Raw genomic sequence first — 22,657 nt, forward strand, 5'->3', positions numbered from 1 at the left:
TAAAAGGCCGTCAGGTAAGATCAACCGGACAAGGGTTTCGTGTGGTGTTGGCAATGCTTTAGTATTCGTTTATCCTCCAGCAAAACAAATAAATTTTATCCTATCCCCCAACTTTTAGGACACTCAGTAATAATAAGCGTACGCCGCCGTTGTTTACCGTTAATTGCTATGCAAAAATATTTCCATATTGTTATTGTTGTGTGGCTGTTGGGCATGTGTTTATCCTGCAAAAAAGGGCAGGCACCCGCACCCGACGGCGGATCTATTATAGATAACGGCATTTACGGTGACTCGGTATTTTACATACAAGCCAATGGCAATACCATTAAATCCTTAATTACAGATGCTGGGGACTATACCAGTGCACCCGATGGACTCCGGCTGGATGAGCGCACCGGCGAAATAGACGTTAATTCGAGCGAAACCGGATTGAAGTATAAAGTAACGTTTTCCCCGGATAACGGTGCCGCTGCTATTACAAAAACAGTAATTATTTCAGGCATCAATTACGAAGATAAAATATACAACCTGGCGAAAGGCGACAGTATTGCAGCGCCTATTTATAACGCCGACACAAAATTGGCGCTACCAGCGGGAAACAATAACACCTTCGACCAGGGGGGTGGGTGCAAAAAGGCCGGCATTGATGTAAACACCGCGAATGCCCGCATAAACCTAGCGGCATCGGTTCGTTCGCAGGGGATAGATACGGGTGCTACGCAGCAGGTGAAATTGGCTTACCGCCTTACCGATGGAAGCCAAAGCTCGTTAAACGGCTTGGAAATGAAAGTGTATTTTTACCGCACGGCCAGTGAAATACCACAATATCTCACCGATTTACTAGCGGCAAGGAAAGCACAGGGTTTTAGTGTTACCTCGCAACAGGTTGCTGAGCATCCGGCAGGCATCTCCTTATTCAGCATAGCCCGCGTTACCAGTAAACCGGTTAAGGCAAGGCCACCCTGTATCATTGTTGTGAGCCGCTAAGCCGGGCATTTTGTCTATCTTTAAACATGTTTTTGAGGCATGTTTCTTACCGTTTTATCGCTGCTATCGGCCTTATACTGCCTGCAACTAATGCATTTTCGCAACAACCGGATTACCGGAGTTTATTTAACCAAACAGAGCAACTTTCGCTGGAAGATGAGCCAGATGCTACTTTAAGCCGTAAAGTATTGCAGGGGTATGACCAGGTAATTTCCTTTTTAGCCAAAAGCAAAAAAGACCCTGGCCTAATGTTAAGGGCATGTGTTAATGCAGGGGCCTACCTGCAGGTATTAGGGCAGGAAAAAAATGCCGCCACCTATTTCCGAAAAGCATTTGCCTTACGTGCTGCCATGCCTGCTATACCCGATTCGGCTATTTATAAGCCGCTTGTGTACTGTGGCAACAGCTACTACCGTTTGGATAGGCTCGATTCTGCAGCCTATTTTTATGATCGCGCAAAAACAATTGCTGAAAAGTACGCCCAACTGGCAGAAATTGAACGCCTGTACAATACGCTCGGGGTTATGGCCTATGCCAGCGGTAATTACAGCAAAAGCATTATTTACTATGAAAAGGCGCTTGCCGTACTTAACAGCCACAAGCAAATTGATCAGGCCCTACTTGTGCCCTACAAAAGCAATCTGGCATCGGCTTACCGCAGGTTGAAAAGGTATAGCGAGGCGTTGGCCTTATATAAAAGCATTTTATCATATCATATCGAAAGCGATAAGATCAATCACAATATCGGGTCGCTTTACCTGGCTATGGGTAATACCAAAGAGGCGCTTAATTATTTAAACAAAGTAGGCTATCAGGATATCCGCAAATTAAACGACCAGGGCAACGCCTACCTGCTACAAAGTGATACGGCTAAGGCTTTGGATTACCTTAAAAAGGCGACAGAACTCCATAAAAAGACTAACGGCAGGCATAAGAGCAGCGACTACGGAATTACGCTAAAATACCTGGGCGATTTGTACCTGCGGCAAAACCAATTTGTTAAAAGCCTGAATTATTATCAACAGGCTATACAAAATTTACTGGTCGATTTTAATTCTGCCGATATTTACACTAACCCCAATAATTTTAATACGGTATTCAATATAACCGAATTGCTGGGCGTATTGCAGGCAAAGGCCGAAGCATTTGATAAGATGTACCGCTATAACCGCCAGGTAAAAACATTGCAAGCGTCCCTTGATACTTATTTAGCATTTTATAAATTGACCGGCCATATTGAACGCTTTTATGAAAGCGACGAGGCGAGGCTGGAAATTGGTGAGCGGAAATATGCCGCAAGGTTACGCCCTATTACCATCTGTTTGGAATTATATAAACTCACGGGTAATGAAACATTTATCCGGAAAGCATTTTTCCTTGACGAAGAAAACAAGGCGAACACCTTATTCCTCGCGCTTAACGAGGCCAGCCTGCGGTTGAACAGCCATGTACCTGCTGCCCTGTTAAAAACAGAGACCGAATTAAAGCAAGCCATTACCCGGGCCTCTTTACGGGCGGCCCAGGAAACGGACAGTACGGCTATTACGCGCTTTAAGAGAGAGGTGAATGATTTGTCGTTAAAATTGATTGCGGTTCAGCAAAAAATCAACCACGCTATAGGTGCCGGGCAATTTACTACCCCCGAACAGGAGGTGAATTTAAAAGCTCTTCAAAGTATTATACCGTCTTCGGCGGCGCTACTTTCTTACCATATTGGCGAAAAAGAGTTATTGTGCTTTATTATTACCAAGGATGATTTTGACTTTGTAACCGTGCCATTAGCGGGAGATTATCAAACGCTTATTAAAAATTACTACGAAAATGCGCAAGCCCGTGGGCGTAACAATTCGGCATTGCTGCAAGCCGACGGTAAAAAGTTGTACGGAAAATTGATAGGTCAGGTAAAAGGGTTTATAGCCGGCAAAAAAAGTCTGATGATCATCCCCGATGGCCTGTTAAACTACCTGCCTTTTGAGGTTTTACCTGATGAGAGCGGAGAGCCGCTGCTAAACCAATATAGCATCAGTTACAATTATTCCTGCGCAATTTTGCAGCGTAGCAAACCTACCTCAACGGTGCAAAATGCGAGCAGGCTCAGCATGGCGCCTTTTACGGAAGAACTTAGGACTATTAAGCAAGAATGCCAATTGCCGGCGCGGCTAAGGGCATCTGCGGCGGAAGTAGAAGCGGTTGGCGGCACCGTTTTTACGGGACATTTAGCTACAAAAAAGAGGTTTCTAGAACTGGCCGGTAAATACAATATTATACACCTGGCCACACATGCTACCGCAAACGATGCGGACATAAAGCAATCTTACATCAGTTTTTACCCGGAAAAACCCGATTCGGCTTTAAACTACAAGCTTTTTGAACCCGAGATTTATAATTTAAAGCTCGATAAAACCAATTTGGTTGTGCTAAGCGCGTGCGAGAGCGGTGCCGGACAGTTTGTTAAGGGCGAAGGAATAATGAGCTTATCGCGGGCGTTTTCGTATGCGGGTTGTGCAAATATCATCCCATCGATGTGGAAAGCGGATGATGCAGCCACGGCTTACTTATCTGCAAAAATGGATCATTACATTGCAGAAGGGTTTACGCTAAGCCGCGCCTTACAACAAGCCAAAATAGATTACCTGGATGATGATGCTATCTCACCGGCAAAAAAACAGCCGGGTTACTGGGCCAATATGCGGCTGATCGGTAATTTCCAGGAATCGCCTGCCGGGCTCAATTGGTTATATATAGCCGGCTCGGGGCTGGTAATTTTAGGGTTACTTTTATTTATATCAAAAAAGAGGGGCTCCATTTGAGCCCCTCTTTGTATTGAATACTTAAGTTACAACCATTTATTAATTATGGCCGCTTGGGTCATCGTTTCCGCCCTGGCTTGCATTATCGTCTGAGCCGTTATGCCCATGATGCTCTCCTTCAATTTCGTGCCCGCCTATGTTTCCTACGTTCGCCTTGATTTTATTGAACAGTGCCGTGTTGGAAGTACTTGATAGAACAACCGTACCCGATGTGGCGGTGGCCGCTGCAAGGTCTGCTAAGGTTACACCACTAAGTAATTTATTCAGGTGAAGGGTAAAGGTGGTTTTCAGATCGGTGGTGGCATCAATCACAACATTAGTGATCTCGGTTTTTAACACCATTGCTTCGTTAACATCTAATTCAACCGGTACTGCGGTTCCATCAGCTTTAGTAAACGAGCCTTTTAACTGAAAAGGGATGCTATTGCCGGCCGGTGGCGCCAAAGCAAGTTTAACTTCAATTTCGCTATAATTGCCGGTATCTATTTTGGTAGGGAACAATGATGGCGAAACTGCAAAAAGGTTAATGGTATTTGCGCCGGGTACTTCGATTTCAGTTTTTACGCCTGCTTTTTTAGCTTCAAATTGAAACTTGCTTACGTTGGCAGTACCTGATGTCCAGGTAATAATTGAACTTGTGGCGTTGGTGCCAACGCTGTTCATTACAGGGCCCGATGTGGAGGCAAGCACCATGGAAGCATTATCTGCCTTAAGCCCAAAAGAAATCTGTGCAGCTGTTGACGGCGTTACGCCGCTATCTTTTTTACAGCCAAATGATCCGGTAACAACTGCTAATGCAACTATTGCAAAATATACAGTACGAGTGTTTAAGTGTTTCATATCTTATCGTTTTTTATACTTAGTATCCGCCGCGATTAAGATCGTAACCACTTTTTAATTTTTTTTTGAAAATAAATCCCGGTTTAATTACCGGGATCTTTTACGATGAGCAGTTTGAGCCGGAGCATAGTCCAATAGCTTACCTTACTGTGGTATAAGTGACTTTTATTTTGGTAAATGCGCTGGAATATTGGTTCTGCCTTTGCTGGCTGATGGTTAGCCAAGTAACTCAGACCCTGGTAATATTCTGCGTCGTCAATATTGGTGTAGGTGCCGGGCTTAGCAGCCAAAACTGCATTAAAAGCTTTAATGGCCCCTGTAGCATTACCAGCGGCTAAATAAGCTTGCGCCGCAATAAAATGATCGTTTATTACCGGGGATTTTGTGTTTTTATAAAGGCCGATGGTTTTTTGATAGTCGTTATCTGCAAATGCTTGTTCTATAGGTGATGCTGAGCTACCGCCCCTTTCAACACTCGTGCTATACGTTATGTATTTATCTTTATAAATGCCTTGAGGCGATACAGAGATAAATTCATAGCCGCCAAACGCTATTACGGCAATTAACAACACGGCAGCCACCCGCATGAAATAACGAACCATGGAATAAATTTTTGCACCGCCAGGTTTAGCCCTGCTTACGCTAAATTCGTCCATCATCATATGGTGCACACTGGCAACCTGGCTTGTTAAGCCATAATGTGCTATTGCCGACCGGGCAATTGATAAATTTTCCAGCTCGGTTTGCAAGGTTGTATCCTTAGCAAGCAATTCCTCAAACGTTGCCCGCTCCTTGCCGGCCAACTCACCATCAAGGTAAAGCATTAGCCGTTCATTCATTTCTTCGTTATTGTTCATACGCCAATGCACTTTTGAAACGCGTTGCAAGCCCGGGGTTAGCGGCCAGCATTTGTTCCAGGGTTTTTAAACATTTATATTTTTTATTGCGCAGCACCTGCTCGTTATCATAATTCACCAGGGGTAAAATCTCTTTCATCGATAACCCCTCGTAGTAGTAAGCGGTCAGTATCCTTTTGCAGGCATCGCCCAATTTTTCAATTAAACTATTCACCAAATTTTTAGCATCACGCTCAATTAAAAAGCTACTTACATCTCGTTCATCTACACCCCTTTCGCTTTCATACTTTTCCTCGCGCTGCGATGCCCGGTTCCGCTTCTTTAACTCGTTTAGCCATGCGTACTTATTTAAAGTGAACAGGAATGTTTTAATACTCGATTCGCCCCGGAATTTTTCTTTCCGCACAATCTCGATAAAAGTTACGATCACCTCCTGGAAAATATCCTCCGCATCCTGCTCACTTCCCTGATTTTGCCGAATATGATTACTCAATACGGCAAAATAACTGCGATACATAAAGCTAATGGCTTGGGTGCGCACATGCGGATTTTTAAGCGTCTCAATTAGCTCCTCACCGGAGAAATTCAACACGGCTTTCTTCATATCGATATACGGTTATTAGTAAAAGCAGGGATTATTAACGTAACCAAAGTAACCAATATTTTTATGAACTATTTAGCTGGTATTACTGGAAAAAACATAAAGTAAAAGCCTCCCGGAAAATCAAATCCGGGAGGCTTTTAAATAATAGATGAATGGCTTAGTTAGAAAACTTCACCAATGTTACGTGCGTATCCTCCGCCGGATTAACGCTATCAACATACAAATTGGTAGTGGTTTTTTTGCTGATGAATAAATTTTTAGACAATAAACTCAATGGCTTTTTGGTTCCGAGCAAAATATTAAACCCATATGGAGAGTAGCCATAGGTTGGGATACCATAATAAAAACTGGCGGTTAAATAAAGCCATGTACCATTTGTTGTTTGCCCGTTGTTATCCACAACAATAGCGCCCGACTTGTCAAACACAAATGTGTAACCATTGAATTTTGATGTGCTAACGGAAGTGCCTTCCCGGTAAGATGCTACCTTCCACTTACCAAGGGTTACAATAGAGGCAACCGGAAGCGAAGAAGTAACCGTATCTGTTACCGGGATGGTAGGCACCGATGGAACAGGTACTGGTGTTGTTACGGGTGTGCCAACAGGTGTTTTTTTGTTGCTTGCCATAAAGCTAACCGGTGCAGACGGGTTAACTTTTGCTTCTTTTTGACAGCTAAAAAGTACGCAGGCGATCATAAATACGGGAATAAAGAAGAGATTTTTCATGTTACTGATTTTAGTTTATTTACCCATTTGTAATGCCCGGCAACGGAAATGTAACCGCAGGATAAATTAATTAGCGAAGAATTGTTGCTAACTCAAGCACTCGCCTCGAAAAGAACGTCTTAAGAATATTCTAATACAACTTTCCGTTGATTTGAATTTCGCTGACAGCATGTATTTTAGTACAAATATGTTTTTATATTCATTATATTGTACAATAATGTATTACATTTGAGCTAATGCAAGTCTTTCCTTTTAAAATATACTTTAAACCTTCCTTGTGCTGAGAAAAATTACAACCCCTATTACCATGCCGCGATGGTGGCAAGACTTATTTTTGGCCGTTCCCCGCATTATTTGCGGTTACCTACTTACGGTTGTATTTGGATCTGATAAATTTGGGCTACCGTGGTCTTCCGCAGATAAAAACCTGGCACTTTTTGAGGTGGTATATTGGTTTCCGCAAGACGTTGCGGCATATGGAGGCATATTTAAACTATTCCCCATATTCTTTGCATGGATGGGTGCCTTTAGTGAAGCATTCGGCGGGATATTACTTTTAATGGGGTTCCAAACCAGACTGGCCTCGTTTTTAATAGCTTGTACTATGCTGGTTGCCATTTTTATGCAACAACTGCAAAACGGAACCTGGAACATGTTGCCGGCAATGGGCTTTCTGTGGGTAGGTATTTATTCGATGATACTTGGCTCAGGAAGGTTTGGATTAGATTATTTATTCGCCAAAAGATATTTCAGAAAATGAGAAATAAAGTAATAGGTGCCTGTTTATTTATTGCACTTGCATCAAGCTGCGTGCAAAAAACGTATAAACGGACCGTGGTGTTTTTGCTAGATACCAAAGAGGTAAAGAACATTCATAGTGTGGGTGTACGTGGCATTGATAAACCACTTTCGTGGGACTATGATAGACCATTACCCGCTTTAAAAAAGGACAGTACTTACAAAGACACCGTGAGCTTTTTTACGGGCTATAAGTTTACCGAAGTAAAATTTGTGATCAATGATCAATTTGAATTGAAAAACCAGCCCAACAGGCGGGTTTACTTTACGGATGGCGATACTACCGTTTACCGGGCAGTTTTCAACCGCTCAAAATAAACTGCAAATTTTGTTGGAATAGAACATCACAACTAAAGCGAAAAAACACCAAAGAAAATGATTGAAACCGGTAGTTTAAATATAGTGGATACAGACCGTATCATTGAAATGGCCTGGGAAGACCGTACTTCCTTTGATGCAATAAGGCTACAATTTGGCGTTACCGAACAGCAGGTGATTAAGTTGATGCGTAAAGAAATGAAAGCATCGAGTTTTAAACTTTGGCGCCAGCGTGTTCAGGGGCGGATAACCAAGCATCAAAAACTGGGCGAGTCATCCTTTAGATTTAAGTGCAGCTTGCAAAAGCAAATAAGCGGCAACAAGATCAGTAAAAGAAAATAACGTTTGCCCAACCCAACAACAGCTTTAAAAACGCGACGATTTAATATGACATAGAGCCGCAAGGATATTCTTATTTGAGCTGCTGCTCCTAATTGAAACCGTGCCCTTTTTGCAGGATAACACACATAAAACCGGGCAAAATTAAGTCCTGATTTTGCCTTCCCTGGAACTTATGAACCAGTGAATCCCCTGAATTCCTTACCGATTTGCCGTTTTCTTTCTCTTTGCAAGTCTATCCTTTTACTGTTCTCGTGCCATTTCACTGGTATAAGCCAATGAATTTATCCTATTGTAACCAAATATTAAACCCAATGCATAAAATTTCAAAAATTGAATTCGCCATACTGACTATGATCGTAGCCATCATATTCATTTCTGAGTATTACTACATCATTTTAAAAGACCATGACAGGGCCATTTTTATTGGTTTGTGGCCACCTACAATGGTGGGATTGCTGATCTACTTTAACCTAAAAAAGACAAACTAACATGGAAAATCTCGATCTGATTATTCTTACGCTAATCGTAACCGTATTATACGTTGGTTTTGCCTGGGGAATGTTTTTCGCCCAAAAGAAACAGCAGCACCAAAAAATCGAAAATCCTTTACAAACCAACAATCACGTTTAAACAAAAATTTTATGCAAATACTTTCAATTTATGCTCAGGTCATTATTGCTATCTCCATTGTATATGTTTGGATTTTTCGCTATGATAACATCGTTAAAGAGTTTGAACAATATGGCATCCCCAATCTGGTTCGAAATTTAGTTGGTGCCACCAAAATAGCCCTTTCCACACTGTTGATAACGGGTATTTGGTACCCGGGTATTGTTTTAGTCCCGGCTATTTTAATGGGCGGGCTAATGCTGTGCGCACAGGCGGCGCATGCAAAGGTTAAAAATCCTTTGCTAAAGTTTATTCCTTCGGCTCTCTTATTTGTCCTGTGTTTATTTGTAGCCGGTGTTCATTCCGGGTTAATCAGATCATGATGCTGTTGACTATTTTAATCATCTTATCTGCTGCAGCTTTTCTCTTTTACGGATGCTCCTTTTTTTTTAATTCGGGCATGACGGCCGAATTTGAGCGCTATGGCTTGGGTAAATTCAGAATTCTTGTTGGGGCCTTGCAACTGCTTGGCGGGGCGGGGCTCCTGGCGGGGCTTCTTTGGCTGCCCAGCCTGGTACTTTCCTCGGGCGGCCTGGCATTGCTGATGCTGATAGGCTTTGGTGTGAGAATTAAAATGAAGGATGGCTTTTTACAATCACTGCCATCCTTTATTTTTATGCTGTTGAATGGCTATATCTTTTTTGTTTCGGTATTCAGATAAATCTTATTGCGCAACCGAGTGGATGAACTTTTATTTTGTATAGAATGATTGTAAACTTTAGCACATTACAAATAGCCCTATGCATATTCTTGCTAATCTTGCACTAAAATCAATAAAATTAAAGCTGTGACCGATTCTAGATACATTACTGCCGAAGAGGCCGTTAAAACAATAAAATCCGGCGACCGGGTATATATTCATGGTAGCGCTGCTACGCCTATGCATTTGTTGAAGGCTTTACAGGTTCGTCACAACGAACTGAAGCGGGTAGAACTGGTGAGCATTACTACGCTTGGAGATGTAGACTTTGACCAGCCCGAATACCGCAAAAGCTTTTACGTAAACTCTTTATTTGTTTCTGCAGCTACCCGCAAGGTGGCTAATAGTTTAGATGGCGATTACGTCCCGATTTTTTTAAGCCAGATACCGCAATTATTTAAAAGCGATAATTGGTCTATCAACGTAGCAATGATAACGGTTTCGCCCCCTGATAAGCATGGCTATTGCACGCTGGGTACCTCGGTAGATATTGCCCGCGCAGCCGTAGACGTTGCTGAACACATTATTGCGCAGGTAAACCCCAAAATGCCACGCACCCACGGCGATGGCTTTATCCATATCAGCAAAATTAATGCGATGGTTTGGCACGAAGCAGAACTGCCCGAGTTAAACTATAGCGACGGCGGCAGCAAGGCCATTAGCGATATTGCAATTAACGTTGCTTCGCTTATTGAAGATGGCGCAACCTTGCAAATGGGTATTGGTAACATACCAGACCTGGTGCTTAAAAATCTGAGTCATCACAAAAACCTGGGCATCCATACCGAGATGTTATCAGACGGCGTAATTCCGTTAATTGAAAGCGGGGTAATTAATAACAGCCAAAAGAAACTGAATATTGGCCGTTCCGTTACTGCTTTTATGGCGGGCTCGCGTAAATTATACGATTTTGTAGACGATAACCCCGCCATACGGGTGATGGATATCAGCTATGTGAACGATACCAGCATCATCAGGCAAAACCCAAAAGCTATTGCTATTAACAGCGCTATCGAAATTGACCTCACCGGCCAGGTTTGTGCAGATTCTATCGGCACGCACCAATACTCGGGCATTGGCGGGCAAATGGATTTTATGCGTGGGGCCTCGTTGTCTGTTGGTGGTAAAGCCATTATAGCGCTGCCTTCTGTTACCGCTAAGGGTATTTCGCGCATTGTACCGTTTTTAAAAGAGGGTGCGGGCGTTGTAACAACCCGCGGGCATGTACAGTGGATAATTACCGAGTACGGCATTACCAATTTATTCGGCAAAAGCCTTAAACAACGCGCACAGGAATTGATAAAATTAGCGCATCCCGATCACCGCGACGCGCTGGAAGCTGCCTACCACAAACGGTTTAAATAAATTTATCACCTATGTCGGTAAAAAGAATCGCTTTAGTGTGGTTTAAAACAAACCTACGCCTGTGCGATAATGAGTGTTTGTATAAAGCAGTAGCAGAGAATGATGAGGTTATACCTTTTTATTGCCTGGATGAACAACTGTTGCAAACCACTCCATTTGGTTTTAAAAAAGCGGGCATATTCCGGCTAAAATTTCTGAAAGAAAGCCTGCAGCAATTGGATAATGATTTGCGCGTTGTGGGATCTGGCCTGTTAGTGTTAAAGGGTAAGTCCGAAGTTGAAATTGCCCACCTGGCAAAAGCATATAGTGCGCAAAGCATATATGCCGAAAAGGAAGTAGCGCCAGAAGAACTGCATTTGACTACAAAAGTAAAAGATGAGCTGCTGAAACTAAACTGCTTTTTTTTTGATTTTGAATGCCGTAACCTACTGCATACCGCAGATCTTCCGTTTGCTGTTGCAGCATTACCGGAGATTTTTACCTCGTTCAGAAAACAAGTGGAAAGCAAGGTTGCCATAAGGTCGGTACTCCCGCAGCCCCTGAGTATCACAACACCGCCGCTTCCTGATTTTTCCATGCCCGATGAATTAGTACTTACATATGCAGAAGCCGACCCAAGGGCGGCTATCCAATTTAAAGGAGGCGCCAAAGCCGCAAATCAGCGTTTACAGCGTTATATTTACGAAACCCAAGCCCTGTCTACCTACAAAGAAACCCGTAATGGCATGATTGGTGCAAACTACTCTTCAAAGTTTTCGGCTTGGTTGGCTTTGGGTTGTATATCGGCCAGGGAAATATATGCTGAAGTAAAAGCTTACGAAAGCCAATTCGGTGCCAATGAATCAACCTACTGGATGATTTTTGAATTACTGTGGCGCGACTATTTTTGGTTTTGCATGCAAAAAAATGGTGCCCGGTACTTTCTAAGGTCGCCGGTTCTACAAACCAGAGCAGCTAATTCCATGACATTTGATACCGCACTCGGTAAATGGATCAATGGCCAAACAGGCGTTCCATTTGTTGATGCCAATATGACGGAGCTAAAGCTCACCGGCTTTATGAGCAACCGCGGTCGGCAAAATGTAGCAAGCTATTTTTGTAATGATTTAAAACTCGACTGGCGCTACGGCGCTGCCTACTTTGAGCATCAGTTAATTGATTATGATGTTTGCAGTAACTGGGGCAACTGGGCGTACCTGGCCGGCGTAGGCAACGATCCCCGAGCAAACCGATATTTTAACATAGATAAACAAGCGGCGGTTTACGACGCAGATGGCAGCTATCGGCAACTTTGGAAGATGCCTGATGGTAATACTTTAGCGGAGTAAGATCTTGCAAGCACATCAATAGGCTGGTGCAAGTTCAATTACATGACCGCAGAGGGCAATTCTAATATTTTAAGGCGCGTCGGAAAACAGCTTTAGTAACGCACTGGGAAGCTTTCGTTGTAGATGGTAGAGGTAGCCGCAGTTCAAATCATAGATGCACCAAGTTGGCCAAAAGCCGGGCAAAATATAGGCGTTTGAGTACACGCTATACAAACCAAAACGCCTCCTTAAACAAAAGTCCAAGGAGGCGTTGCATAGAGGCCTATAATGTTTACTTCAGATCGAATCTATCCAGGTTCATTACTTTGGCCCATGCCGCTACGAAATCGGAAACGAATTTTTCCTGTGCATCGGCACTGCCGTACACTTCGGCAAGGGCACGCAGCTCGGAGTTGGAGCCAAATACCAGGTCGGCACGTGTGGCCGTCCATTTGGGTTCGCCGGTAGTGCGGTCCGTACCCTGGTAAAGTTCCTTATCGGCAGATATGGCTTTCCAAGCGTTGCCCATATCCAGCAGGTTCAGGAAGAAATCGTTGCTAAGTACGCCGGGCGTTGAGGTAAACACCCCATGAGCAGAGCCATCGTAATTGGTTCCAAGCACACGCAAACCGCCAATGAGTACGGTAAGTTCCGGCGCGGTAAGGTTTAGCAGCTGTGCTTTATCTATCAACAACGCTTCGGTAGCTACAGATGCCTTGGTTTTACGGTAATTGCGGAAACCATCGGCTGCGGGTTCCAGGTAACCGAACGATTCAATGTCTGTTTGTGCTTGTGAAGCGTCCATACGGCCTGCCGCAAACGGCACGCTAACGGTATGCCCACCATCTGCTGCAGCTTTTTCTACTGCTGCAGAACCGGCCAGTACAATAAGATCGGCAAGGGAAACCTTTTTGCCATCGGTTTGTGCGCCGTTGAACTCTTTCTGGATGCCTTCCAGCACGCCTAATACATTTTGCAATTGCGCTGGGTTGTTCACTTGCCAGTATTTTTGTGGCGCCAGGCGGATGCGCGCGCCATTTGCGCCGCCGCGTTTATCAGAACCACGGAACGATGATGCCGAAGCCCAGGCGGTAGACACTAATTCTGATACACTCAGTCCCGAAGCCGATATTTTCGTCTTTAAACCAGCTATGTCTTCGGCGGTAACCAAGGGGTGATTTACAGCAGGGATTGGGTCTTGCCAAAGCAACTCTTCCTGTGGCACATCGGAGCCAAGGTAACGTGCTATGGGCCCCATATCGCGGTGGGTTAATTTATACCAGGCGCGTGCAAAAGCATCAGCAAAAGCATCAGGGTTTTCCAGGAAATGGCGCGAAATTTTCTCGTAAGCCGGATCGAACCGCAAGGCAAGATCTGTAGTAAGCATAGTGGGGCGGTGTTTCGTTTCCGCATCGTAAGCATCGGGTATAATGGCATCTGCATCGTTTGCCACCCATTGATGCGCACCAGCAGGGCTTTTGGTTAGCTCCCACTCAAACCCTAAAAGGTTTTCAAAAAAGTTGTTGCTCCATTGCGTAGGCGTTTTGGTCCAGATAACTTCCAGCCCGCTGGTAATGGTATCTGCACCCTTGCCTGATGCATAGCTATTATCCCAGCCAAAGCCCTGCATCTCTATACCGGCGGCTTCGGGCTCTTTGCCCACATGGTCAGAAGAGGCAGCGCCGTGTGTTTTACCAAAGCTATGGCCACCGGCTATTAAGGCAACGGTTTCCTCGTCGTTCATGGCCATACGCGCAAAGGTTTCACGTATATCTCTTGCCGAGGCAACAGGGTCGGGGTTACCGTCAGGCCCTTCAGGGTTTACATATATCAGGCCCATATGTGCGGCTCCAAGTGGTTTTTCTAAATTACGCGTATGGATGTCGCCACCGGCATTCTCATCTGATACCAACGCGCCATGCCCCTCAACACCCGCCGAGCCATCCGCGTACCTTTTATCGTTACCAAGCCAGGTAGTTTCTGATCCCCAGTAAACTGATTCATCTGCTTCCCACACATCTTCGCGACCGCCGGCAAAGCCGAAAGTTTTGAAGCCCATCGATTCGAGGGCAATGTTGCCGGTTAGTATCATCAAATCGGCCCATGATATTTTGCGGCCATATTTTTGTTTTATGGGCCACAGCAGCCTGCGGGCCTTATCCAGGCTAACGTTATCGGGCCAGCTGTTCAATGGCGCAAAACGTTGCATACCCGCACCTGCGCCGCCGCGGCCATCGCCTACGCGGTAAGTGCCCGCGCTATGCCATGCCATGCGTATAAATAAACCACCGTAGTGGCCAAAATCTGCAGGCCACCAGTCCTGCGAGTCGGTCATCAGCGCGTGCAGGTCTTGTTTCAAGGCTGTAAGGTCGAGGCTATTGAATGCTTCCGCATAGTCAAAATCGCCCATTGGGTTAGATAAGGAGGAATTCTGGCGCAGGATGCTTAGCTTAAGCTGGTTGGGCCACCAGTCTTCGTTGCGGGTGCCGCCGCCGGCAGCCTTAGGCTTCATACTGCCATTGTGGAACGGGCATTTGCCGATGTCGTTTGAATCTTTTTCCATAATCGGTTAGTTTTTATAGTGAATGCTTGCCCGCAGGGTTTTGTTAGCAGGCGATATAAAATTAAGGAATCTGAACGCAGGATGCCAATCATTTAATTCTATATGCAATAGTAAAAAGCTATGAAATGACAAGGCTCATTTTATCGCGCTAGGGGAGCATGACAAGCGGAGCGCTTTGAATGCTTTTTGAATGCATATTTTAAATGCGATTATCGAACCAATCATATCGTTAATTCCACAGTTTCCGTTTTGAATAATTTAAGTGGTTATTACGATGGCTAAAAAAGAAACGTTTGATTTTTTTAGCCATCGTACTCAATAACTCAAGCCGATTTTCTTGCCACACACATCAGCGATAAAGCGCTACTTTTTGAAAAAGGGTTCCTTCCGGATAGTAGGTTGCCTAGTTTGTATTTAAATTCGGCTAGTCCGATTTCGCCGTTGAGCACAGATGCTCCAACCTCATGATTATGAGGAAAAACGTTCACTTTAAAACCGTGAGCTTCAAAAACGCTAAAAAACAGTTCTTTCGTTACACCGTGCCCTGGTTTATGATGGGTCTCGCAGGCCAATCCGCTTTTTTGCTGCGCTGTACTTTTATGAAAACCACGGCCAATCCAGTTGTAGTAAACCACGCGTGCATTCCACAGTATTCGAGCAATTCCTTTATAATTCCATGCTGAGTACTGCGGGTCATGATCGGTTACTAATAGTCCGCCTGGTTTGACAAGTCTCGCAGCTTCTTTCAAAACCGAATCCATATTTTCACAATGGTGCAGTGTTGCATTTAAAGTAACAATATCTGCAATACCAGATTTAAAAGGAAGGCAATGTGCGTCGGCAAGTACGCCCGTATAATCGTATTTCTTGGTAAATGAAAATGAATTTCCGGCTACGTCCACTCCGATCAATAAACGAGGATTACCTTTTAAAGTTGCAAAAACATTTCCGGGGCCACATCCAATATCAATTATAACTTTGTCTGTTAAATCGCCAACCGCTGCCTCCCACCTGTTTTTGAAATTGTCGCTTCTGTGGCAAAAGGTCAGATATTCTTCAGCCCATTCTTCATTGTTAAAATAATGGACATTTGCTTTAATAGATGTGGAGTTTCTTAAAATTTTAAATTCGTAGTAATTATCATGTTCCGTATAGTCGCTTCCTTCAAGGATAAACTCGGTAATGTTCTTTTTCATAAGTTATATATTTAAAATAAGTATCGGATAGTAAATTTGACGGCCAACAAAACCCATCAAAACAAACCAAAAAGAGCGAGTTGTTCGTGTATTTTAATTGATCGAATAGGATTAGCAATAGCTCTTAAAATCATAAACAATATTAAAATCTATTAATGGTATTAAAAAAACAGCCTCTTGAGCCCGGTAAATCAATAAAATTGAAGTAATTTAAATATGCGACGAAAGAATAGAGAATATGATGCGGACATGACGCATTACCCCGTAATGCTGCACTCCTAACAGGAATATCGCTGTATTGTTTTTTATTTTAATATTATTTAAAAGGGAGCCGACTAGTTACAAACTGCTCCATTCAAAATAATCGTAAAAAAAGCCTCAAATCTTCCGATTCAAGGCTTTCTGATTTTTAGGTAGCGCGAACAAGACTTGAACCGATGACCGCGTTGTGGCGGATAGGAGCCTACGAGCTTCCAACTACGCACAAAAAGAGGCCGTATCATAAATCTGATACGGCCTCTTTTCACTTGATTCAGGTAGCGGGCGCAGGCCCCGCGTTCTGCTTACTTTAATTCTACTTCTGCTAAAACCGGAAAGTGGTCTGACGGATACTTACCGTAGTAAGTATCTGTTAAAATTCCCCATTTATTTACGATAAAAGAATTGGTCATGAAAATATGATCAATAACAGCTTGTCCGCGTGGTGTGCTGAAGGAATTAAATGAAGCGTTGTTAGCATAAGGAAACTGAACTTTTGTATAAGTATCCAGCAATAATTTTGATGTAGCCAGTTCTTGGTAACACTCGCTATCCCTGCCTCCGTTTAAATCGCCTGTTAACAGAACCGGCGCGTTGCCTGCTATTTTATTGATCTGTTTTATAATCAGCTTGCTACTTTCCCTACGGGCTATAACGCCCTGATGGTCGTAATGTACATTAAAAGTATAAAACTGCTTTTTAGTTTTAAGATCCTGTAATAAAACCCATGAGCAAATCCTGTTACAGCAGGTTGCGTCCCAACCCTTTCCCGGCTTTTCAGGCGTTTCAGACAACCAGAAATCGCCGCTTTTCAACAGCTTAAAGCGGCTTTTTTTGTAGTAAATGGCAGAGTGTTCCCCTCCATCATTACCGTCATCCCGGCCTTTGCCATAACGGTCATATTCAGGTAAAGCGGCACTCATATCGTCTAACTGATTTTTATATGCTTCCTGAACACCCAGTACATCAAAGCCGTGGAAGCGGATCAGGTTTGATACCACAGGGGCCCGATTCACCCATAAATTACCTGTATCGCGGGGATTGTCATAACGAATATTAAAAGTACCTATGGTGATTTGTTGCGCCTTTGCAATCTGTGTGGTTGAAAAAATCAACGCGGCAATGATCCAAATTTTTATGTTCATTTTCTGTGTAAATTATATAAGCAGCTAAGGCGTTACCAGCCCGGATTTTGTTTTAAGTTAGGATTACGCTGAAGATCGCCCAACGGAATTGGATAATAGTAGTTACGGTCGTCCCATTTTCTTGGTATCTCATTCATCCAGGTCAATTCTCCGGATGTTCCGTTTTTTAACAATTGCGAGTTAATGGCATTGCCTAATCTGGCCGAAACATCAACATACGTAACACCGGATACGGCCGGTGTAGGGCGTGTACCCTGATAAAAAGCTACGTCTAAAACGCCGTCTTCATTCAGGTCTAATGGTGTATTTAATGCCGAAACATAAAAACCATTCCACTCCTGCTCCATCAACGGGCCTCTTTTCCACCTCAACAAGTCAGAAAAGCGAAATCCTTCTAAACTTAATTCAATACCACGCTCTCTTCGAATTTCTAACAATGTTGGGTCGGTAATCTCCGGGAAATAATTGGTTATCAAATATTGATCTGCAACAGTGGGCTTTGCGCTAATTCCTCCTGTAATGCCCCCTCTTGTTCTTAAAACACCTATTGTAGCTGCCCACTCTGCATTGGTTAACGTACCCAATTCGGCTTTTGCTTCAGCAAAATTCAACAACACCTCGGCATAGCGAAACAATGCAACAGCGTTAGTATTTAGCGCACCCGCGTCATAATAAGTGTCATCAAGTGTCCACTTAATAGGCTGGTAACCCGTAAAGGTGTATGAAAAAACTGGTGGAGCGGCAACCGGCTGCCCGTTGCTGATACGTTTATAATCGCCCAAACGAATCGTTTGCTTCAATCTCAGGTCGCGGTTTTTCACCTCATCTTTAAATAACATGGTACGGTATGCTGGGTCATTGGTATATGGCGTTCCGTCCAGTTTTAGGTATGTATTAATAAACGTACGTGTGAAGCTTGCTTTTGCACCGTAGGTGCCGCTTGTCCACCACCAATTGGCTTCGTTTAATACGCCTAAATTTACGTCGGCAACGGCAGATTGCAACACTTCGCCGGCAACCGGAATATTACTGTTAAATACCTGGCGATAAGATACACCAGCGCCACCGGCGGCATTAATAGTGTAACCGCCACTTTTCATAATCTGTTCTGAAGCAGATACAGCCTGCTCCAGCCACCTGTTTGCAGTAGCTCCCAGGTCAAGTTCTGGATGGTACTTTCTAAACGTACCTTCAAACAGACAAACTCTCGACTTGTAGGCAAATGCAACCCATTTAGTAACAGTGGTGCGGCTGGCATCGTTAGTTGCTGTAATGTTGGCACAAGCGTAATCAAGATCGGCCAATACAGAATCCATTACCAGTTCTCTTTTATCGCGACCAGCAGTTAACGCCGGGTCATCAATAGTAAGGGGTTTATTTATCCAGGGCACATCACCAAAGCGTTTTACTTTTTCCATGTAAAAGTAAGCCCTAAAATAGCGGGCGATACCCAGATAATTTTTGCGTATTTCTGCTGGTACAGCCGGATTATTGCAATTTTCGATGAAATAGTTAATGTTTCTTAAATCCGTCCATGTCCATCCAGAACTGTTATTAGCCCCGAATGCACCAGTACGAATAAAATCCGGTACAGATTTTACTGCAAGATAATCTGACATGGCATCCTGGCTGGTAGAATTCTTTGGAAGAAAATCCATGCCATAAAAGGAATTTGTGTACAACTTTAATCCGTTCTCGGTACCAAAAACGGCGTCTTTAGAAGCAGTGGATTGTGGTTGTTGATCTAACTTTTTGCAGGCTGCAAAGCAAAGGCAACCTAACAAAATCAATATATAGTGTTTTTTCATGTTATTTGTAATTGTATACTTTTACTTTAGAAACCGATGTTTAATCCGAATGAGTAACTTTTTAACAATGGATAATTGTAACCATCGCCATTGGTACTGCCGGCATTCAAATCCTGATCTGAGGGCACAGCATTTTCTACGTCGATGGTGTTTTTAACAATTTTGTACATAGGCGAATAAGTAAAAAGGTTTTCACCGGAGAAATATAATTTGGCGGTACGCATACCTAGTCGGTTTATCCATTTTGATGGCAAATTGTAACCTATCTGTAAGTTTTTCATACGTATGTAAGCAACGTTTTGCAGGTAGCGGGTTTGTGCCACACCCAAAGTACGGTTGGTATTGCTGGATGCTGCTCTGGACATCGTTCTTGGGAAATACGCATCTGTATTGTCTGGTGTCCACATATTGCCCAGATGAAATTTGGGGATATTATTATATGGCCTGTTATACTGCCCCCAAAACATTTCTGTTTCGGTACTTGGATACCATTGCTGCTTTCCTACCCCTTGAAAAAAGGTGGAGAAAAATATATTGTGCCAGCTTGCACCCAGGTTGATACCGTAAGTATATCTTGGCGCAGAATTTCCAATTATTCTTCTGTCGCCAGATTTGTTTGCTTTATTTTCTCCAACATTAATATAGCCGTCGCCATTCAGGTCTCTCAATTTAATATCGCCCGGAAACCATAACCCTGATGGAGAAGCCCTCATTTGCGGGTCTTGTTTAGCGTGTGATGCAATATCTGCGGCATCTATAAAGAAACCCTCTGTCTCATAGCCCCAAATCTCGCCTATGGTTTGTCCCTCATAATAATCGCTCAATAGCTTATCAGGGTTATTATATTTGTCAATTTTTGTTTTGTTATCGGCGAGGGTAATTCTGATATTGTAACTGAAAGGGCTTTCCTTTTTGCCAAATTTGTCGTTCCAGCTAAATGATACTTCCCAGCCACGGGTGGTTAAATCGGCATAATTACCTTTTGGTACACTGGCACCAAATACTGCCGGGGGGGTTAAACCAAAAGTGAACATATCGGTAGTTTTACGGATATAAGCATCACCGCTAAAGCTTAAGCGGCCAGATAGCATGGTAAGATCTAAACCAACGTTGGTTGTGGTAGATGTTTCCCACGTTAATTCATCAGGCAACACGCCCGGGTTACGGGTAGTTTGTGGCCTTACACCATTTAAAATAACTCCCGACTGGCTGATGTTAAAAATTTCCTGAAAAGCATATGAAGCAATGTTACCATTACCTAATGATCCGTAAGATGCCCTTAATTTTAAATCAGAGATCAGCTGATTTGAAACTTTCCAGAATGGCTCGTTATTGATGCGCCAGCCTGCAGAAACAGACGGAAAAAACCCATAGCGCTGGTTTGACGGAAACTTGGAAGACCCATCATAGCGCGCGTTCACTTCAACAAGATATCGATCTTTAAATGAATAGTTTAGCCTTGAAAATCCACCCAGTATTGCCCATTGCTCATAACCACCACCCGTTGTTATTGCCTGGCCAAGGGCAAGGTTCAAGTCTGTAGCATCTTCAAAAATGATCCCGTTGCGTTGTACGGCCACCCTGTTATAGGTAGACTGCTCATAATTATAGCCAACCATGGCTTTAAAGTAATGATCAGTTCCAAAGCGGTTTTCAAACTCGCTATAGATATTGGTCGCCAGGTATCTCGTTTCGCGCAGGTCGAATGCCAGATCGTTAGTAGTTGTACCTACAAAAGAGGTAACACCCTTAAAGTTGCTGTAAGGCACCTGTACTCTTTTTTGATCCCTGTTATTATCTGTATTACGGAAAGTAAAATCGGCATTTACACGGAACTTGTTTTTAAAGAAATTAGTTCTTAAACCGGTGATGTTCCGGAATACCTCCTTACGGGTATCAATACCATTTTTTCCATAAATAAAATCACCCACGGTGTAGGCCGAAGCAAAAGTTAATGAACCATCAGGATTAAACAGCGGCATGGTAGGTTTACCCTCATCTGCAATGTTTCTCCAAATACCACCACCTTCGCCTACGTTTATCGGATTGTGATAATTCATAGAGGAAAAGTCAGCGTTATTTTCAACACTTAACCACGGAAACACCTGGATAGAACCCCGTGCCCGTAAGTTCTTCATATCGTAATCGTCGCTATTGTATCTAAACAAGCCATCTTGTTTCAGAAACCGGCCTGATACCAAAAAAGTCGCCTTGTCGCTTCCGCCACTTACCGAAAGGTTGTTTTCCAATGCTACCGTATTTTTTTTATACAGTGCTGCATAATAATCAGTGCTTCCATAATAAGTATACTCTCCGGTTGTTGGGTTTACTTCAACCTCGTTGTAGGGCTGTCCCGATTCTACCCTTCTCTTAAATTCATCTAAATAAGCCTGCGAAAACTTTTGGGTTTTATTTGCATTTTGCGGGAAGGCGCCATCACCGTTAACAAACGCTTCTGAAAACATTTTGGCCCAGGTATAACCATCGGTCACAAAATCGGGCCGGGTTACTGGCGATTTAATTGCATAATTTGAGCTATATGAAACACTGGTACGTCCTTTTTCTCCTTTTTTTGTGGTGATCAATACCACGCCGAAAACACCCCTTGCCCCATAAATGGCGGCCGAGGCAGCGTCTTTTAGTATGGATACCGTTTCGATATCATTAGGGTTTAGTAAACTTGGGTCGCCTTCAAAACCATCTATCAGGATAAGGGCACTGCCACCCTGGCCAATAGAGGTAGTGCCCCTGATGTTGTAACTGGGCGATTGCGTTGGCTTTCCATCCAGCATCTTAATGTTTAAGTTGGGTAATTGGCCCTGCAGCCCCTGCGTAAGATTAGTGATAGGCCTGTTATCTAAATTTTTAGAAGAAATCTGATCAACAGCGCCTGTGGCATTTGCCCGTTTTTGAGTGCCATACCCAACGATGATCAACTCGTTTAAAGTACCTGTTTCAGCTTTTAATGTAATGTTTAACGGGGTATTTTCACCTGCTTTTACAACAATTCTGTTTAATGTTAATGAAGCATACGAAATGTAGTTAACCGTTATGTTGTAAGTACCAACAGGTACATTTACACTAAACGTACCGTCGTTGCCGCTTATCACTACTTTGTTAAGCTCTTTAATAATTACAGTAGCGCCGGGTAGTGATTCGCCTTTTTCATCAACTACCTTTCCGCTAATAGTTCCGGATTCCTGTTTATTAACAAAGTAGGGGGAGTCGCTAAGCCTTATAGCAGCAATAGCCTGCACCGGAATCACATTTGCGCAAAGGAACGCAACGGAAGCACAGGAGATCGCCTTTAGCTTAAATAGTAGATTTTTTTTCATTCGATCGATAAATTTGGGGTTGTTTTGT

Annotated in this window: 20 protein-coding genes; 11 read left to right on the plus strand and 9 right to left on the minus strand. The window is 43.4% G+C overall.

Annotation, left to right across the window (positions count from 1 at the left end; genetic code table 11):
• Positions 1-168: 168 nt before the first annotated feature.
• Entirely contained in the window at positions 169-987 is an 819-nt protein-coding gene (locus tag E2R66_RS16300; RefSeq protein ID WP_133232428.1) for a hypothetical protein, read from the plus strand.
• A gap of 26 nt (positions 988-1,013) precedes the next feature.
• Entirely contained in the window at positions 1,014-3,797 is a 2,784-nt protein-coding gene (locus E2R66_RS16305) for a CHAT domain-containing protein (RefSeq protein WP_133232430.1), read from the plus strand.
• Positions 3,798-3,836: 39 nt separating this feature from the next.
• On the opposite strand, the gene E2R66_RS16310 is transcribed toward E2R66_RS16305, so the two are convergent.
• The 4 genes from E2R66_RS16310 to E2R66_RS16325 all read right to left on the minus strand — a co-directional run bounded on the left by E2R66_RS16310 (position 3,837) and on the right by E2R66_RS16325 (position 6,825).
• A complete protein-coding gene (locus tag E2R66_RS16310; protein WP_133232432.1) occupies positions 3,837-4,637 on the minus strand; it encodes a hypothetical protein in 801 nt (266 codons plus the stop codon).
• A gap of 83 nt (positions 4,638-4,720) precedes the next feature.
• A complete protein-coding gene (locus E2R66_RS16315) occupies positions 4,721-5,494 on the minus strand; it encodes a tetratricopeptide repeat protein (RefSeq protein ID WP_133232434.1) in 774 nt (257 codons plus the stop codon).
• Complete coding sequence (locus E2R66_RS16320; protein ID WP_133232436.1) at positions 5,484-6,098, minus strand: RNA polymerase sigma factor; 615 nt, start codon at positions 6,096-6,098, stop codon at positions 5,484-5,486. Before E2R66_RS16320 ends, E2R66_RS16315 begins: the two co-directional genes overlap by 11 nt.
• Before the next feature lie 157 nt (positions 6,099-6,255).
• Complete coding sequence (locus E2R66_RS16325; protein WP_133232438.1) at positions 6,256-6,825, minus strand: hypothetical protein; 570 nt, start codon at positions 6,823-6,825, stop codon at positions 6,256-6,258.
• 277 nt (positions 6,826-7,102) lie between these two features.
• On the opposite strand from E2R66_RS16325, the gene E2R66_RS16330 reads away from it, so the two are divergent.
• From E2R66_RS16330 to E2R66_RS16360, 9 genes are all read left to right on the plus strand, one after another.
• Positions 7,103-7,585 (plus strand): DoxX family protein, encoded by a 483-nt coding sequence (locus E2R66_RS16330; RefSeq protein ID WP_204985940.1) that lies wholly within the window; start codon positions 7,103-7,105, stop codon positions 7,583-7,585.
• The gene (locus E2R66_RS16335; RefSeq protein WP_133232440.1) at positions 7,582-7,941 is read left to right on the plus strand and encodes a hypothetical protein; all 360 of its coding nucleotides are present in this window, start codon (positions 7,582-7,584) and stop codon (positions 7,939-7,941) included. Before E2R66_RS16330 ends, E2R66_RS16335 begins: the two co-directional genes overlap by 4 nt.
• A gap of 57 nt (positions 7,942-7,998) precedes the next feature.
• Positions 7,999-8,283, plus strand: coding sequence for a TIGR03643 family protein (locus tag E2R66_RS16340; protein ID WP_133232442.1), 285 nt, complete (start codon positions 7,999-8,001; stop codon positions 8,281-8,283).
• A 311-nt stretch (positions 8,284-8,594) separates the two neighbouring features.
• Entirely contained in the window at positions 8,595-8,771 is a 177-nt protein-coding gene (locus E2R66_RS28690; protein WP_192901987.1) for a hypothetical protein, read from the plus strand.
• Position 8,772: 1 nt separating this feature from the next.
• Positions 8,773-8,913, plus strand: coding sequence for a hypothetical protein (locus tag E2R66_RS28375; RefSeq protein WP_158288425.1), 141 nt, complete (start codon positions 8,773-8,775; stop codon positions 8,911-8,913).
• 11 nt (positions 8,914-8,924) lie between these two features.
• Positions 8,925-9,275 (plus strand): DoxX family protein, encoded by a 351-nt coding sequence (locus E2R66_RS16345; RefSeq protein WP_133232444.1) that lies wholly within the window; start codon positions 8,925-8,927, stop codon positions 9,273-9,275.
• Entirely contained in the window at positions 9,275-9,613 is a 339-nt protein-coding gene (locus E2R66_RS16350; RefSeq protein WP_133232649.1) for a DoxX family protein, read from the plus strand. Before E2R66_RS16345 ends, E2R66_RS16350 begins: the two co-directional genes overlap by 1 nt.
• Before the next feature lie 126 nt (positions 9,614-9,739).
• Positions 9,740-11,017: an acetyl-CoA hydrolase/transferase family protein gene (locus E2R66_RS16355; protein WP_133232446.1), complete on the plus strand. Its 1,278-nt coding sequence runs from the start codon at positions 9,740-9,742 to the stop codon at positions 11,015-11,017.
• An 11-nt stretch (positions 11,018-11,028) separates the two neighbouring features.
• On the plus strand, positions 11,029-12,345 hold the full coding sequence (locus tag E2R66_RS16360) for a DASH family cryptochrome (RefSeq protein ID WP_133232448.1): 1,317 nt from the start codon (positions 11,029-11,031) through the stop codon (positions 12,343-12,345).
• Between the two features lie 271 nt (positions 12,346-12,616).
• On the opposite strand, the gene katG is transcribed toward E2R66_RS16360, so the two are convergent.
• The 5 genes from katG to E2R66_RS16385 all read right to left on the minus strand — a co-directional run bounded on the left by katG (position 12,617) and on the right by E2R66_RS16385 (position 22,629).
• Entirely contained in the window at positions 12,617-14,887 is a 2,271-nt protein-coding gene (gene katG / locus E2R66_RS16365; protein WP_133232450.1) for a catalase/peroxidase HPI, read from the minus strand.
• Positions 14,888-15,210: 323 nt separating this feature from the next.
• Positions 15,211-16,083, minus strand: a complete 873-nt coding sequence (locus E2R66_RS16370) for a methyltransferase domain-containing protein (RefSeq protein ID WP_133232452.1) — start codon at positions 16,081-16,083, stop codon at positions 15,211-15,213.
• 563 nt (positions 16,084-16,646) lie between these two features.
• On the minus strand, positions 16,647-17,486 hold the full coding sequence (locus tag E2R66_RS16375) for an endonuclease/exonuclease/phosphatase family protein (RefSeq protein ID WP_192901989.1): 840 nt from the start codon (positions 17,484-17,486) through the stop codon (positions 16,647-16,649).
• Between the two features lie 32 nt (positions 17,487-17,518).
• The gene (locus E2R66_RS16380) at positions 17,519-19,294 is read right to left on the minus strand and encodes a RagB/SusD family nutrient uptake outer membrane protein (protein ID WP_133232454.1); all 1,776 of its coding nucleotides are present in this window, start codon (positions 19,292-19,294) and stop codon (positions 17,519-17,521) included.
• A 26-nt stretch (positions 19,295-19,320) separates the two neighbouring features.
• Complete coding sequence (locus tag E2R66_RS16385; RefSeq protein ID WP_133232456.1) at positions 19,321-22,629, minus strand: SusC/RagA family TonB-linked outer membrane protein; 3,309 nt, start codon at positions 22,627-22,629, stop codon at positions 19,321-19,323.
• Positions 22,630-22,657 lie beyond the last annotated feature (28 nt).

It is taken from the genome of Mucilaginibacter psychrotolerans (assembly GCF_004519315.1).
In the GTDB taxonomy this organism is placed as follows: Bacteria; Bacteroidota; Bacteroidia; order Sphingobacteriales; family Sphingobacteriaceae; genus Mucilaginibacter; species Mucilaginibacter psychrotolerans.

Coding starts and splice junctions, on each gene's coding strand:
- E2R66_RS16360 (WP_133232448.1), top strand. CDS start 11,029: ATGTCGGTAAAAAGAATCGCTTTAGTGTGGTTTAAAACAAACCTACGC.
- E2R66_RS16300 (WP_133232428.1), top strand. CDS start 169: ATGCAAAAATATTTCCATATTGTTATTGTTGTGTGGCTGTTGGGCATG.
- E2R66_RS16310 (WP_133232432.1), bottom strand. CDS start 4,637: ATGAAACACTTAAACACTCGTACTGTATATTTTGCAATAGTTGCATTA.
- E2R66_RS16305 (WP_133232430.1), top strand. CDS start 1,014: ATGTTTTTGAGGCATGTTTCTTACCGTTTTATCGCTGCTATCGGCCTT.
- E2R66_RS16320 (WP_133232436.1), bottom strand. CDS start 6,098: ATGAAGAAAGCCGTGTTGAATTTCTCCGGTGAGGAGCTAATTGAGACG.
- E2R66_RS16335 (WP_133232440.1), top strand. CDS start 7,582: ATGAGAAATAAAGTAATAGGTGCCTGTTTATTTATTGCACTTGCATCA.
- E2R66_RS16375 (WP_192901989.1), bottom strand. CDS start 17,486: ATGAACATAAAAATTTGGATCATTGCCGCGTTGATTTTTTCAACCACA.
- E2R66_RS28375 (WP_158288425.1), top strand. CDS start 8,773: ATGGAAAATCTCGATCTGATTATTCTTACGCTAATCGTAACCGTATTA.
- E2R66_RS16350 (WP_133232649.1), top strand. CDS start 9,275: ATGCTGTTGACTATTTTAATCATCTTATCTGCTGCAGCTTTTCTCTTT.
- E2R66_RS16385 (WP_133232456.1), bottom strand. CDS start 22,629: ATGAAAAAAAATCTACTATTTAAGCTAAAGGCGATCTCCTGTGCTTCC.
- E2R66_RS16380 (WP_133232454.1), bottom strand. CDS start 19,294: ATGAAAAAACACTATATATTGATTTTGTTAGGTTGCCTTTGCTTTGCA.
- E2R66_RS16345 (WP_133232444.1), top strand. CDS start 8,925: ATGCAAATACTTTCAATTTATGCTCAGGTCATTATTGCTATCTCCATT.
- E2R66_RS28690 (WP_192901987.1), top strand. CDS start 8,595: ATGCATAAAATTTCAAAAATTGAATTCGCCATACTGACTATGATCGTA.
- katG (WP_133232450.1), bottom strand. CDS start 14,887: ATGGAAAAAGATTCAAACGACATCGGCAAATGCCCGTTCCACAATGGC.
- E2R66_RS16315 (WP_133232434.1), bottom strand. CDS start 5,494: ATGAACAATAACGAAGAAATGAATGAACGGCTAATGCTTTACCTTGAT.
- E2R66_RS16340 (WP_133232442.1), top strand. CDS start 7,999: ATGATTGAAACCGGTAGTTTAAATATAGTGGATACAGACCGTATCATT.
- E2R66_RS16325 (WP_133232438.1), bottom strand. CDS start 6,825: ATGAAAAATCTCTTCTTTATTCCCGTATTTATGATCGCCTGCGTACTT.
- E2R66_RS16370 (WP_133232452.1), bottom strand. CDS start 16,083: ATGAAAAAGAACATTACCGAGTTTATCCTTGAAGGAAGCGACTATACG.